10 protein-coding genes and 3 pseudogenes are annotated in these 13,877 nt (G+C 68.2%); 6 read left to right on the top strand and 7 right to left on the bottom strand.

Annotated elements, in window-relative coordinates; genetic code table 11:
* Positions 1–61 precede the first annotated feature (61 nt).
* Together SMD20_RS35175 and SMD20_RS48460 are read right to left on the bottom strand one after the other, a co-directional pair.
* Positions 62–5,857 carry a LamG-like jellyroll fold domain-containing protein gene (locus SMD20_RS35175; protein WP_329589572.1) on the bottom strand — a complete coding sequence of 1,932 codons (5,796 nt, stop codon included), beginning with the start codon at positions 5,855–5,857 and terminating at the stop codon, positions 62–64.
* Between the two features lie 330 nt (positions 5,858–6,187).
* Positions 6,188–6,439 (bottom strand): annotated as a pseudogene (locus tag SMD20_RS48460) (dienelactone hydrolase family protein); the annotation flags it as partial.
* On the opposite strand from SMD20_RS48460, the pseudogene SMD20_RS48455 reads away from it, so the two are divergent.
* Positions 6,363–6,719, top strand: a pseudogene (locus tag SMD20_RS48455) (dienelactone hydrolase family protein); the annotation flags it as partial. The pseudogenes SMD20_RS48460 and SMD20_RS48455 sit on opposite strands and share 77 nt — an antisense overlap.
* 254 nt (positions 6,720–6,973) lie before the next feature.
* Here the strand turns inward: SMD20_RS48455 and SMD20_RS35170 are convergent.
* Complete coding sequence (locus tag SMD20_RS35170; protein ID WP_329592780.1) at positions 6,974–7,570, bottom strand: class I SAM-dependent methyltransferase; 597 nt, start codon at positions 7,568–7,570, stop codon at positions 6,974–6,976.
* Between SMD20_RS35170 and SMD20_RS35165 the strand changes: the two are divergent.
* Positions 7,556–7,711: pseudogene (locus SMD20_RS35165) on the top strand (transposase); the annotation flags it as partial. The gene SMD20_RS35170 and the pseudogene SMD20_RS35165 sit on opposite strands and share 15 nt — an antisense overlap.
* 15 nt (positions 7,712–7,726) lie before the next feature.
* Here the strand turns inward: SMD20_RS35165 and SMD20_RS35160 are convergent.
* On the bottom strand, positions 7,727–8,179 hold the full coding sequence (locus SMD20_RS35160) for an Rrf2 family transcriptional regulator (protein WP_329589570.1): 453 nt from the start codon (positions 8,177–8,179) through the stop codon (positions 7,727–7,729).
* A 128-nt stretch (positions 8,180–8,307) separates the two neighbouring features.
* On the opposite strand from SMD20_RS35160, the gene SMD20_RS35155 reads away from it, so the two are divergent.
* Entirely contained in the window at positions 8,308–9,057 is a 750-nt protein-coding gene (locus SMD20_RS35155; RefSeq protein ID WP_329589568.1) for an SDR family NAD(P)-dependent oxidoreductase, read from the top strand.
* A gap of 525 nt (positions 9,058–9,582) precedes the next feature.
* The gene (locus SMD20_RS35150; protein ID WP_329589566.1) at positions 9,583–10,626 is read left to right on the top strand and encodes a fructosamine kinase family protein; all 1,044 of its coding nucleotides are present in this window, start codon (positions 9,583–9,585) and stop codon (positions 10,624–10,626) included.
* Positions 10,627–10,682: 56 nt separating this feature from the next.
* Here the strand turns inward: SMD20_RS35150 and SMD20_RS35145 are convergent, their stop codons facing one another.
* Together SMD20_RS35145 and SMD20_RS35140 are read right to left on the bottom strand one after the other, a co-directional pair.
* Positions 10,683–11,108, bottom strand: coding sequence for an SRPBCC family protein (locus tag SMD20_RS35145; RefSeq protein ID WP_329589564.1), 426 nt, complete (start codon positions 11,106–11,108; stop codon positions 10,683–10,685).
* A gap of 24 nt (positions 11,109–11,132) precedes the next feature.
* A complete protein-coding gene (locus SMD20_RS35140) occupies positions 11,133–11,441 on the bottom strand; it encodes an ArsR/SmtB family transcription factor (RefSeq protein WP_329589562.1) in 309 nt (102 codons plus the stop codon).
* 87 nt (positions 11,442–11,528) lie between these two features.
* Between SMD20_RS35140 and SMD20_RS35135 the strand changes: the two genes are divergently transcribed.
* Both SMD20_RS35135 and SMD20_RS35130 read left to right on the top strand, forming a co-directional pair.
* Entirely contained in the window at positions 11,529–12,017 is a 489-nt protein-coding gene (locus tag SMD20_RS35135; RefSeq protein WP_329589561.1) for a DUF1579 family protein, read from the top strand.
* Between the two features lie 185 nt (positions 12,018–12,202).
* Complete coding sequence (locus SMD20_RS35130) at positions 12,203–13,168, top strand: GlxA family transcriptional regulator (protein WP_329589559.1); 966 nt, start codon at positions 12,203–12,205, stop codon at positions 13,166–13,168.
* A 10-nt stretch (positions 13,169–13,178) separates the two neighbouring features.
* On the opposite strand, the gene SMD20_RS35125 is transcribed toward SMD20_RS35130, so the two are convergent.
* Entirely contained in the window at positions 13,179–13,736 is a 558-nt protein-coding gene (locus SMD20_RS35125) for a hypothetical protein (RefSeq protein ID WP_329589557.1), read from the bottom strand.
* Positions 13,737–13,877 lie beyond the last annotated feature (141 nt).

The following is a 13,877-nucleotide window of genomic DNA, read 5'->3' as shown; positions in this document are numbered from 1 at the left end:
GAGGGGGCATCCCACTGATGCCCCCTCCTCACAGGTGGTTACGGGTTACCTTGATTGATTGTCATGAAGAAGGAGTTGGCGGGGCGCCTTCCTTGATTCTTACGAAGAAGGCGTTGCCAGGCCGGTTCTGCAGGCCACCTTCGAGGGTCGCGTTGGGAAGGACACGATAGCGGGCGTAGAAGGCGCCCAGGTCGCGGCCGGCAGCCTGATTGTGATCCGTACTGACCATGCGGAGTGAGGCGTTGAGAGAGGGAACCCAGACGCTGTTCTCCATCTTGCCGTCGACGCCGATCGCCTGCCAGGTGGACGCGAACGGGTATTCGTCGCATTGTTTGTTCGGATCGTCACGGCCGGGAAGATCTCTGCAGTATTTACTTAGATTGTTGGAGTTCTTCGAGTTGTACAGCGCTCCGTCCGGGGCCGGCACGCGGTCTCTGTTGCCCCTTCTGGTCAGGGGGATGATCCGGCAATGAGTCGGGTCGGGCGAGTTAAGGCACCCGTCGTAGTTACCGGGGAAGTTCTTGGTGATCGGCTTCCCCTCCTTGGTCACCTTGGGCTCCGTGTCCCGCGGGTGCTGGAAGGCGTATTGGATGTGCTGGGCCACCTCGCCCCGGTGAGAATCGCCGGTGTACATGGTGTAGACCCGGTCAACGCCGAGGAAGCGGCATCCTCCGGTGTTGCCTCTCCACGTGGATCTGTTGTTCACGAGGACGCGGTAGCTGATGCGCTCGCTGTCGCAACGCGCGACGAAGGGCAGGTCGCCCTTGGCGGTCGGGGGTCCCTGTTCGGTGGCGAGATATTGCCACAAGCGGAAGGGGCTCGGATCCAGCTTGGGGACGTTGGCAGGCGGATACAGCTTGGGGCGCAGGGTGCAGTTGCCGAAAGATTTTCCTCCGGATCGGAAGACGAAATTGTCGGTGCCGACTCTCTTGAGGCCCCCGATCGTCGTAGTACGGTTCGCTCCTTCAACCATCGAGCAGGTGGAGCCCTCCGACGCCGCGACGTCGCCCCGGATCTGGATCGCTAAGCCGTCGTGCGCAGTGGTGGGCTCGCAATTGGCGCCCACCGTACGCACATTGGTGATGCCGACCCAGACGCTGATGTCCCTGGCCGTGTAGTCGGTTCCCGCGCCGTAGACGACAGGTGAGCCGTTCTTGGTGCCCAGATAGGTGTGCGCGACCACGGTGGCCGTCATCATCACGCCCATACTCCTCGGGCACCGGGTCTTCGGCAGGCCGGTGAGCAGATCGATGTCCCAGTCGCCCCATCCCAGGACTCTGCTGTAGCAGCCGGTATAGGGCCTGGCGACGGTCCATCCGAACCCATGATTGGGCCGGGGAGATTGCGTGAGCCGCGCGTCGTTGCACTGGGTGAGATCCATCCGCTCATAGCTGAACGGACCGCTCGTGTTCGGGTCAGAGGTCGCGGCGGTGGCCGGGGCGGGCGATGCCGAGGAGGCCGTGGTGTCCGATGCCGGAGGGGCTTGAACGTCCGTCCGCTCCGTTGATCCGCCATCCGCCCGGGCGCCGACCATGAACGTCTGCCACTCCGACCAGGCCGTCCATGCGCCTGCCTCGGTCTGCTGATCCGTGACGATCCGGGCTCGCCATCGCGCCTTCTCGCCGTCCCGCAACTTGCCCTCGGGGATCTGCAGGGACACCCGGGTCTCGCCGGGCTTGGCGGTGACCTCACCCGACCAGATCAGCCGTCTGTCCGTGCTCACCTTGCCCTCCTTGACGGACTTGGCGGGCTTGGCGGGCTTGGGGGGCTTGCCGGCGACCTCCACTTCCACCTTCGCCTCGCCGTCGCGCCCGGCGGACAGCCAGGTGGTCAGTCGCGGGGTGAGGGTGGAGGCGAGGGTGGCCCCGTCCGCGGTGCGACCGCCCTCCACTGTCAGTTTGTCGATCCCGGGGCCGACGTCCGTGGCGGCATTGAGGCGCTGTTGCTGCGTTGCCATGCTCGTCGCGGCGGCGCCGATGGGGGTGTTCATGTCGCTCTGGATCTCGGCCGCGGTCTGGACGCGGTTGTAGATGCGTACCTCGTCGATCAGGCCGCTGTAGAACTCGTCCAGCCAGAGGTTGTTGCCGCCGAGACGCAGGACACCGCCGTCGTCGGCGAGGTTGCCGGTCATCGGGGTCTGGTCGATCTGGGTGCCGTTCAGGTACAGGGTGATGATCGTGCCGTTGTAGGTGACGGCCAGGTGGCTCCACTGGTTGATCGGCAGCGGGTCGTCGCCGACCACCGTCTTGAAGGTTGTGGCGTTCTGCAGCCAGCCCAGGGGGGCGCCGTCGTAGGCCGCGTACAGCCCGTAGGCGGGGCCGAAGGCGTTCTCTTTCATCAGCACGGTGCGCCAGGTGTCCACTGTTGCCGGCCGGACCCACGCCGAGAGCGTCAGCGTGTTCGCCAGGCGCAGCGACTGGGCGTGCGGGACGGTGACCCAGCTGGAGGTGCCGTTGAAGGACAGGGCCTTGCCGTGCTTGCCGTTGGCCCAGGTGGTGTCGGTGGCCGCTCCGGTGTTGTTCTTCCCGGAGGAGTCCCCGACGGTGGTGCCCGAACCCTCGTTCATGCCGTACGCGGCCACCAGGCCCGGGGTCGCCGGCGGGGCGGTGACGGCGGCCGAGACCTCGTTCGAGGACGGGCTGAGGTTGCCGGCCGCGTCGGCGGCCAGCACCCGGTAGTAGTACGTGCCCGCCGCGAGGCCGCCGTCGGTGAAGGTGGTGGCGGTGACCGAGCCGACCTGGTTGGCGGCCGACGGGGTGAATCCCGGCGTCGTGGAGCGGTGGACACGGTAGCCGGTCACGCCGACGTTGTCCGTCGAGGCCGTCCAGGTGAGCTGGGCGCTTCCGGAACCGCCGGTCGCGGCGAGCGAGCCGGGCGCCGTCGGCGCCTGGGTGTCCGGCGGCGCCGCCCCGCCGATCGGGGTGGTCATGTCGGTCTGGATCTCGGCGGCCGTCTGGGCGCGGTTGTAGATGCGCACCTCGTCGATCAGGCCGCTGAAGTACTCGTTCCAGACGACGTTGCCGCCGATCCGCAGCGGGTTGCCGTCGTCGTAGAGGCTGCCGCTCAGCGCGGTCTGGTCGATCTGCTGGCCGTTGACGAACAACCGCAGCGCGGCGCCGTCGTAGGTGAGCGCCAGGTGGCTCCAGCCGTTCACCGGCAACGGCGAGAGCCCGTCGGCGGTCGCCGAGGTTTCAGGATCGGTCTGCACCCAGCCGGACGGAACTGTGCCGCCGTTGGCGGCGTAGAGGGCGTAGGAAGCGCCGCTGGAGCTCAGCTCCTTGGTCACCACGCTGCGCCACGCGGTACCGGTCACCGTGGTGGGGTTGACCCAGGCAGACAGCGTCATCCCGGTCGTCAGGCGCAACGACGCGGCGTGCGCGACCGTGACCATGCTGGAGGAGCCGTTGAACGACAGCGCCTTGCCGTACTTGCCGTTGGCCCAGGCGGTGCCGCTGCCCGTGCCGGGGTTGTTCTGCCCCGAGGAGTCGGCCACGCTCGTGCCCGAGCCCTCGTTCAGCCCATAGGCGGCCACGAGCCCTGCCGGTGCCTTCGCGCCGGTGGTAAAGGACCATCTGTGCGGCTGAGCGATGGCATTGCCCGCGGCATCCTTGGCGCCGAGCACCTCGGCGTTGTACGCCGTGTTCTCAGAAAGCGGCTGGGCGGGGGTGAACGTGAGCACTCGAGCGGTCGCATCCATGGAGATCGTGCCGGCGACCGCCGTACCGGCCGGATCCTTCAGCGCGAACTGCGCATCGGTGACCGCTTCGCTGAACGTCACCGTGACCGGGGTTGTGACCGGAACCCCCATCGCCTGGGCCGCCGGGGTGACCGCGGAGACGGTCGGCGGCGTCGTGTCGTTCTCGGTGGTGAAGCGCCAGGAATGCGAGGTTTGCTGGTTGCCCTCCTCGTCGTAGGCCTCGCTCACCTCAGCGTTGTAGGCGGTCGCAGGCTTCAGCGGCGCAGCAGGGGTGAAGGTGAGGACCTTCCTCGAGGTATCCAGGCTCGCCGTTCCCTGAACCGCGTTCTCTGCGGCGTCCTTGACAGTGATCTTCGGCTCCCAGACAGCTTCGCTGAAGGTCGCCGTGATCGTAGTGCCGATCGGGACGCCGGTACTGTCGGCGATGGGCCGCACGTCTGTGACCGTGGGCTTCGTCTCATCCAGCGGGAGGTCACCGGCCGGAACCTCATTGGGATCCAAGGTGGCGGGATCGACCTCGACGTCGTCCGGCAGTGGCTGCAGGCGATTGGTGTCGATCTCGTAGGGGGTGCCCACGCCCAGCTGTTCGATCTCGTCGGCCTCCTGATCGCTCAGCGCCCAGTTGACGGTGTCGTCCAAGGGCTCCCCCTCCAGCGCCTTGGCTTGCTGATAGGTGGGGAACTCTGTGAAGTCGTCGTCAGACTCGAACTTCACCCATTTGGTCTCCGTGGGCGCGGGCGTGTAGTCGATGATGAGTGCGGGTGGGTGACGGTAGCCGGGGTAAGGACTGCCGCCGCCGAACTGGCTGGAGTAGTACTGGCGCCAGTTGATCGCGGCGGTCTCGCTGGCCGCCTTCAGCACGATCCCGTGGTTGGCCACGCCCTGCTGGATCCAGGCGCGGGTCATGGCGGTGACCTCGTAGAAGAGTTCCTCGTCCTTGGCGCACCAGGTAGCGGGGTCGGCGTCGTAGTTGTAGCCGGCCCGGTTCACCGTCTCCGGGGCCGTGCTGGAGGGCTGGTTGTACCAGTCCAGGCTGTCGATCGTGCCGTCGAGTGTCCATTCGCCGGTGACGCGCGCGGCCCGGATGCCCGCGCCCATGGGGTCCCCGCAGAGCTGTCCGTTGGGCCCGCCGGACTTGTAGTTCCATATCCGCAGGTCGGCGTCGTTGACGGTGGCGCCCTGCAACACCGGGTCGCTGGTGTTGAACTTGAGGTACACGCGGGCGACGTCAGCGCTGGTGGAGGTGGTGCCCGCGCGGAGGTACCCGGCTGCGGAGTTGTTGTTGTAGGGGTCGTTCTTGCTGATCCAGGCGTCGTCGGGGGCGCCGCCGCCGAACCAGGTGGAGGACGCGGCGACGGTCACCGGGTAGGCCACCGCCGGATCGGCCAGGAACTTCTCGTCCGGGGTGAACACCAGCTCCGAAGTCTTGCCGGTGGTCTCAACCTGCGCCTTGACCGGGTGGGTTCTGCCTTGGTCGGGGGCGGCTTCGACCTTGGCGTCCGTCGCGGTCAGCACGATCGGCGCGGCCTCGGCCTTGCCCTTGGCGTCCTTGAGCTGCGGCAGTCCCTGCGGTGTCTTTCCGAAGGTGGTGCCCTCAGGCAGGGTGAGCGGCAGCCGTACGGTGACGGGGGCGGTCGGCCGCTGCCGGAAGACCACCTGGGAGATGAAACCGTCGGCCTGGGCCAGCACCACCAGGTCCGCCCCGGGTGCGACGGCGTCGGGGTAGGTGACCGCGTTGCCGGACACCTTGGGTTCCGGGAGCGCGCGGGTCACGCCCAAGCCGATCTCGCCGTGCTTCCCGGGGGCGGACACCAGTTGCTTGGCGCCGCGCCCGCCGAAGGTGAGCGGGGTCTTGACCCGGGTGGCCTGCAGCTTGCCGTCGCGGGTGACGATGCGGGTGTCGATGGGTTCCCAGGCGCCGCTGGTCGCGTTCTTGAGCTGGACGGGCCGGGTGTGCAGCTCGGCTCGCATGTTCTTGCCGTCGGGGTTGGCCCAGACCTTCATGGTCTCGGTGGAGTGGGTGGGGACCTCGACGGGTTTGCCGGTCTTGGCTGCCTGGTCCCAGGCCGCTTTGAGTGTTGGTTCCGTGGTGCCAGCTGTTGTCTTGGATGCCGTGGCAGGGGGTGGCGTGGGGCCCTGGGCGATCGCGGGTGCGGTCATGAGCGAGAGCGGCAGTGTCAGGGCCGCGATCAGGGCGCCGCGGCGACGCGTTCGAGTAGACGAGCCGGGAGCTAATCGGCGTGCGTTCATGCACAACCTTTCGAACGAAAGTAGCAAAACGGCCCCGATCATCACATAAGGCGAAACTAAAAGTAAAGATCCTTTTCAGTATCGGGAACGGGATGCTCCGTGATCTCAGATCGCGTGGACCTGCGCCTGCCGAATCACATTCGGCCAGCTCATAGCCTTGCGGAGCTTTTTAGGCGAGTATTTGGGATCGATGATCTTCGTCAGTCGCAGACGACTTCGGTCTGTCTCCGAGCGGGATCCCTACGGGTGAGACGGCGGCCATGCCTGCTTCGATGGCGGTCCAGCGGATGACGGCCTCGGGGGGCAGACCGAGGCCAGCTCCTCCTGGCGGCGCGGCACCACGCCGTAGTTCACCGCCGCCGCTCGCACGCCGGGCGCCGCGCCGGCCGCGCAGGCCAGGGCGAAGCCCGCGCCCGTGCAGAACCCGATCACGCCGATCCTGGCGCCGTCGACCTCATCGCGGGCTTCCAGCCACCGCCGGGTCGCGTCGAGCTCGGCGACGGGCCCGTCGAGCCGGTCCGTCCGCGAGCTGGTCCAACTGGTCGGCGCCTCCTACGGCGGCCGTGACCGGGGCTTCCGCTCGCACGGCGTACGGTTGCGGAGGCATCTGCGGGCACTCGGCGTCGACCGCGACGCCTCGATCTACCCGGAGGCCGGTCACTCGTTCATGACCCACGGCCACCACCCGATCGCGAGCCTCATACTGTTTCCGCTCCGGCACGGTCTCGTGCGCCCAGCGGCGGACGACGCCTGGCAGCGCACCCAGTCCTTCTTCGACCGGCATGTCACCGGCGCGTCAGCCCGACGGCTCCTGACCGTCACCGATCGTCCCGACCTCCTGCTGCTGCGGCTTCAGGGGCAGGAGGGCCATCAGCTCGGGATGGCGGCGCAGGACCGGGACGTGCACCGCGGCGGCTCTCAGCGGCTCTCGGCGGCGAGCCTGCGCGAGCCGGCCAGCACCGCGACGGCAAGCACCAGTGTGCGTTGCCCTGCAAAGGGCGCGACGCGTTCGCCTCGTGGCCGCGGTCACCCGTGCCCCGGGATGCCCTCACCTTCGGAGGATGCCGGACAGTACTGCCAGGCGCTCTCCAGCCACGGCGGCGCCACCCCCGTGAAGTGCGCCCAGCTACCCGGTTCCGCACCCGGATAGTCTCCTCGAACCTCAGACAGGAACGTCAGCATGAAGCCTTCCCGGATCAGGCTGTTGACCATCCGGCTCAGCGTCTGCCTGTACTCCAGGGGTTCGCGGATGTGGCGGCCGTCCGGCTTGCGGTCGTAGACCCAGTCCTGGTCGGGATAGCTGGTCGCGGCCTCGTCGGTGTAGGGGTGCTTCAGCGTGTAGCCCTCCCCGTTCCACGAGTGGTGAGTGAGCCCGGAGAAGAACGGGTTGGCGCACATCAGGTAGTAGTAGCCACCTTCGCCGACGACCCTCGCGACCTCGCGGAAAACGATCCGGGCGTCGGGGACAAAGGTCAGCGAGTACGGATGCCAGACCAGATCGAACGAGGAGCCGTCAAGGGCCGACAGGTCCCGCATGTCTCCCTGAACCGCGCGGATGCCGACGCCGTAGTGCTCAGCGGCTAAGCGGTCCCGCTCCAGCTGCCCGGACGCGGCACCCAACACGACTCCGGCCTGGGCAGACAACGCCGGGTCGTCGAGCAGACCTTCGCCCTGCTGCACGCCTTCAGACGCCTGCGCATCCGCTGGGAGACCCACGCCGACATCCATGCGGCCTTCCTCAAGCCGGCCTGCGCACTCGTCTGCCGGCGACGCCTGACCTCATTGCGTCAGGAGCTCTTGGCGAGGTGCTGCGAGGACGTCCTGGAGTACGTCCTTCAGCGTGACGCGGGCCAGCTCGCGCCGGAGGGTCTCCTCGATGCCGTCGTAGATGCGCTGCATCGCCGGCTGGATGCCGTACCCCACCACGCATTCCTGGTCCGGGGTGGCGCGGTGCAGGGCGAACAGCGGGCCGGGTTCCACCGCTTCGTACACGTCGAGCAGCGTCATCGACTCCAGGTCGCGCGCCAGCGACCAGCCCGCACCCACTCCACGCCGGGACTCCACGAGCCCCGCCCTGCGCAGGTCGCCGAGCAGCCGCCGGATCACCACCGGATTGGTGTTCACGCTGGACGCAATCTGCTCGGAGGTAGCGACTTCATGGCCCTGGCGCTGGTAGAGGCCGATCCAGGTCAACGCGTGGGCGGCGATGGTCAACCTGCTGTTGGCGCTCATGAACTCGTTCCTCTCGGTCGCAACTCTCGATGTTACGACACGCCTGTCGTAACACATATGGTTGCGACCAGGCGTCGTAACCATTAGCGTTACGACAGTCGAGATGGACAACCAGTGAGGTGAGAAGAATGAACAAGCCACTGACGGGCAAGGTCGCCTTGGTCACCGGAGGGTCCCGCGGGCTGGGAGCCGCGACCGTACGGTTGCTTGCCGAACAGGGCGCCGACGTCGCGTTCACCTACGTCAGCTCCGACAAGCAGGCGCAGGCCGTCGTCGACGAGGTGCGCAGCAAGGGAGCGAAGGTCGTCGCGTTCAAGTCCGACCAGGCGGACGCGCGCCAGGCGCCGGCCCTGATCGACGACGTGGTCGCGCACTTCGGCGGCCTGGACATCCTCGTCAACAACGCGGCGATCTCAGTCAACGCCACGGTGGACGACCCGAATGCCGACACCGCCGCGCTGGACCGCATGCATGCCACCAACTACCTCGGCGTGATCGCCATCACCCGGGCCGCCTCCCGAGTGCTGCCTGAGGGCGGCCGCATCATCACGGTGAGCTCCGGGTTGGGCTCTCGAGCCGGCGTCCCGGGCGTGGCCGACTACGCCGCGACCAAAGCAGGGATCGAGCGGTACACCATGGGCGTCGCCCGTGACCTCGGCCCCCGAGCCATCACCGCCAACGTCGTGGAAGCCGGGCTGATGACGGGCGGCATGGAGCAGCCGGACCCCGAGATTCTCAAGGCCCTGCTCAGTTCGCTGTCCCTGCAGCGCTTGGGCCACCCCGACGAAATCGCCGCGGCGATCGCCTTCCTGGCTAGCCCCGCGGCGTCGTACGTCACGGGCGCCGTACTGGACGCCCACGGCGGCTACAACGCCTGACCCGCAGCACCGTCAGCGGGGTGGTGCATCCCGGAGGTGGCCACGTCCAGCGCTGGGGATCTTGAACTCCTCCGCATGGTGTGGCTGCAGGCCGAACGCCTGCCGGATGCGCCGCACGCTGGACAGAGAGATGCCTACCCGGGTGTTCAGTTCCCGAAGTGGGTGACGCCTCCGAAAACCGGGGGCGCTGCCCGGCGCGACCGCACTGGAGCAGGCCCGCCCGCGTCTGTCTGCAAGGCCCACGGAGACAAGGACGGCACCCGGGCGCTGATCGAGGCCCTGCTGCTCGCTCGGCATCTGCCGCATGAGCAGCTGGTCACAGGCCTCGCCGCGGCGCTGCGAGCTGGGGCCTTCACCGCTGACGCGGTCGGGTTGGGGCACGCGAGGCCGGCGAGGACGAGGACAGGACCCGACCCGCGTAAGACCCCGTCGTGCTGGGGCGCCGCGAGCGGGTCGCGTCCCTGACCGAGCGGCGGTTGATCCAGCTACTCCTTGATCGCAGGCCTTTGCCTTCGGCGGCGGTCTATGACCAGCCCGTTCCAGATCGCCTGCTTCCAGCCAGGCGCGGCGATCCTGCGCACCAGGCAAGATGACCTCATGCCCATCGCGCCGGAATCAACCGGGTCCTTCTTGCTCGAACGCCTGCACGCGGTCGGCCTGACCGACGTCGTCGCGGTCGAGCCGGTCGCCGGGGGCCTCGCCGCGACCGCGGGGCTCGCGCGCCGCGGTGACGGCACGTCCGTATTCGTCAAGGCGTTGAGCGAGCCGCCATCGGGCGACGTCTTCGCCGCAGAGGCAGAAGGGCTCGCCGCGCTGCGCGAGGCGGGCGGCGCCGGAACGCCCGAGATCATCCTCGCGGACCGCGCCCTGCTCGTGCTGTCCACGCTGCAGCCCCGGCCGGCGACCGGGGCCTTCTGGGAGCAGTTCGCTCACGCGCTCGCCCACCTGCACACCACCACACGGCACCCCCGATTCGGATGGCACCGAGACAACTGGCTAGGCCGTCGCCGGCAGGTCAACACCTGGAACGACGACGGCTACGAGTTCTTCGCCCAGCATCGCCTGCTGCGCTGGCTCGGCGAGCCACGCGTCCGGGAGGCGCTCGACGCCACGGACCGAGCGGCACTCGAGCGGCTGTGCAACCGGCTACCCGAGCTCCTGCCGGTCAGGCCCGCGTGCCTGACACACGGCGACCTGTGGGCGCAGAACATCATGGCCACCCCCGACGGGCAACCCGCGCTCATCGACCCGGCCGTGTCATACACCTGGGCCGAGGTCGACCTGGCCCACCTATGGACCACGGCACCGCCACCCGAGGCACACGTATTCTTCGACCTGTACGCCGAGCTGACCGGACTCGATCGCGACTGGCGCAAACGCATGCCGATCCTCCAACTACGCCAGCACCTGGCAGTGATCGCCCAATTCGCCCCCGACTGGGGCGCCGCCGACATCGTCCGCGCCACACTCGCCCCCTTCCGGCAACGGCCCAAAGATCACTCAAGTAGACGCCACACGACACCGGTTGCGGATCCAGCCCCCGAAGGACTTCCGAAGCCGACCACCTAACCATCCCAGCAGAGCAGGGCGCGCCCGGTTACGAGTAGGCGCATGTTCGACCAGGTTCAGCGGAGTTCCTGGCGTTCAGCCGTTTCGCCCAGACGATGGAGCAGGCGCGCCCAGCCGCCGCTGGTCTCCTCTTCGAGTACGGCCGGCAGACCACTGTGGCGCAGGGTGAGCTGGGTGCCATCACCGTCCGGGGCCAGGGTGACTTCGACTCGGGATGCCTCGGGTGCCAGGTCGGGCGCTCCTGGTGTGGCCTCCCAGCCGAAGGTGAAGACGAGACGTTCGTACGGCACGAGCTCCACGAACCGTCCGCACATCACCGGGCGTGGGCCCTCGTGCATCGCGACCTGCAAGGTGCCGCCGGGGCGGGCGTCCAGCTCGGCCGTTCCCCACCATTGCGCCAGGCGTGCCGGGTCGGTGAAGAACCGCCAGACCGTCTCGGGACGCGCACGGATGTGCAACGTCTGCTCAATCGTCCTGCTCACAACGTTCCCTTCACGTCCTGGTCATCAGTGTGCGCGTTCTTCTCGCTCGGCTTCGTGCTGGAGGCGGCTGAGCGAGGTGGACCACATCGTCTCCAGGAACGTCACCGCCTCGGCCAGCCCCTCCGGACGTAGCCGGTAGAAGCGGCGATTGCCTGCGCGGCGGACGTCGACGAGGCGGGCTGCTGTCAGCGTTCGCAGATGCTGGGACACCGCAGGGCGACTGATTTCGGGAAAGCGCTCGGCGATCTCGCCGGCCGACACCTCGCGATCCCGCACCAGGACGAGGATGGCGCGGCGGGTCGGGTCCGCCACAGCGCGAAGCGCGTCGTCCATGGGTCACCGCCTTCGTTTGCGCACTGCCGGGACAGTATGTAAGTGTTTAAGCAATATCTTACACTCTATCGATGACGAGGATCCGCCATGTCAGGAGACGACGACACCCGTGCCCCGCGACCGGAGAACCAGCGACTGAATGCGCTGGTCGGCCGTTGGCGTTCGCAGGGGCGTACAGCGGCCACCGCGATCGACCCGGAGATCCGCATCGCCGGGTCGGACACCTACGAGTGGCTGACGGGCGAGCACTTCCTCGTTCACCGTGTGGACGTGCGCATGAATGAGGAGCACGTCGAGGTCATCGAGATGATCGGGCCCTACGATCCAGCGAGCCGGACCTATCCGATGCGCTCCTTCGACAATCACGGCAACTTCGTCACCATGCGGGCGAGCGTCGACGACGAGGGTGTCTGGACGTTCGCCGGTGAGACAGAGCGGGCGACGCTGATGATCGCCGCAGACGGCGACTCCATGACAGCCGAATGGGAGCGCACTGACGACGGCTCAAACTGGCGGCACTGGATGGACATGAGCTTCACGAGGGCTTCGAGCCCCAGCGCCATCCCTCGTCACTGAATCCCTCGCAGATCAGCAGCCTGACCGTCGAGCTCGCCTCGCCGTTCCTGGCGGAGGCAGGCGCCGGTCCGGTCCGGTGCTCGCCGCCACGGCCGTGACTACGCTGGACCGGTGCCCCCGACGCATTGCTGTCCCGTTCGTCAGGACTGTCCCAGCTCCTGGTCACTCATGCCCGGGAGATGGCGATGAGCGCGACCGGTGATGTCGTCTTCGCCGTGTCCGACGGCGTTCTGCTGCTCGATGTGGCCGGACCTCTTCAGGTGTTCGACAGCGCCGGTGGATACCGGGTCCGGCTGGCCTCGGTGGACGGGCGGCCCGTTCGCGCCGACGTCGGCATCTCGCTGAGCGTCGACCTCGCGCTGTCCGAGTTGGACGGCGACGTGGACACCTTGGTGGTGCCGGGATACCCGCGGGACGAGTACGCCGGCGTTGCCCCGGAGCTGGTGGACGCCGTGCGGCGGGTGGCGGCCGGCGCCCGGCGGGTGGTCTCGGTGTGCACGGGCGCGTTCCTCCTGGCACGAGCGGGGCTGCTCGACGGCCGGCGGGCCACGACGCACTGGGACGCCTGTGCGGCGTTGGCGGAGAAATTTCCCGAGGTGCACGTAGAACCTGACGCCATCTACGTGCGGGACGGTCCGATCGTCACCTCGGCGGGGGTGACCGCCGGGATCGACGTCGCCCTCGCGCTCGTCGGCGAGGACCGGGGCGAGGAGCGGGCCCGTGCGGTCGCGAAATACCTGGTCGTGTTCCTGCAACGTCCTGGCGGCCAGTCGCAGTTCCGTGCCCGCGACGCCGTGGCCGGTCCGCGCTCCGCGACCCTGCGTCGGGCGCTGGACCTCGTGGCCGCTGACCCGTCCGGCGACCATCGCCTCACCACGATGGCCGACGCGCTCGCGGTCAGCGAGCGCCACCTGAGCCGCCTGTTCCGCCGCGAGCTCGCGATGACGTGCGGCCAGGTCGTCGAACGCCTCCGGGTCGAAGCCGCGCAGGCCCTCCTGGAGTCCGGCGAGGATACGGTGCCGGACGTCGCCCGCGCCTGCGGCTTCGGCTCGGGCGAGACGATGCGGCGGGCGTTCCTGCGCGTGCTCGGCGTCCCGCCGTCGGCCTACCGGCACCGCTTCCGGCTCGCCGACCAGAGAACCGCACCTTGACGACCGGCGTTCAGTTGACGAACCCGAGAACGATGAGCCCGAGGCCCAGAGGCACGTCGAGAAAGATGCAGGCCTCGGCCAGCGACGGCGCCACGACGAGCTTGCGCCGGAGGTGGATCACGTCCCAGATCGCGTGGCTCGCGAGCGCGAGGCCGGCCACGACCACGCCTACCTGAGGTGTGATGAACACCGCGATCACGGCGGCACCGCCGAACCCGACCACGGCGAGGGCCTGGGCGAGGAGCGCGGACCGTGACACCCGCAGGGCAAGGCCGACGACGACGAGGACGACGGCCGTGCCGCCAAGGCCGGCCCACCAAGGTATCCCGATCAACTCGCTGACGACGACGACCAGGCTGACGCCAAGGGCGGCCGGCCAAACGGTCCAGGGTTGGCCCAGCGCCGCTGCGGCGAGATAGCACGTGGCGGCAACAGCCAGGGTGATGGCCAGGGACTCCTGGTTGCTGCCGGTCACCAGGGAGAGAATGGCGACCGCCAGTCCCAGTGCGGTGGGCCAGCGATGCAGGACGAAGTGCCGGCGGCTGGCCGTCGGCGAAGGGGCGCTCATGACGGGGACAGTACGAGAGCGCGATGCGACCGTGAACAGAATGACCAGAGGTGTGGAATTGATGTCCGTAAGCGTGGAGTCGTACGCATGGTCAGGCCACCCCGGTTGACCTTCCGCGCGACTTTGTCGGTCGTTCTCGCC

Source organism: Nonomuraea sp. LP-02, from assembly GCF_036289125.1.
Classification (GTDB): Bacteria; Actinomycetota; Actinomycetes; order Streptosporangiales; family Streptosporangiaceae; genus Nonomuraea; species Nonomuraea bangladeshensis.
The sequence above is the reverse complement of the archived record's forward strand: the minus strand, read 5'-3'. Positions and strand labels throughout refer to the sequence as shown.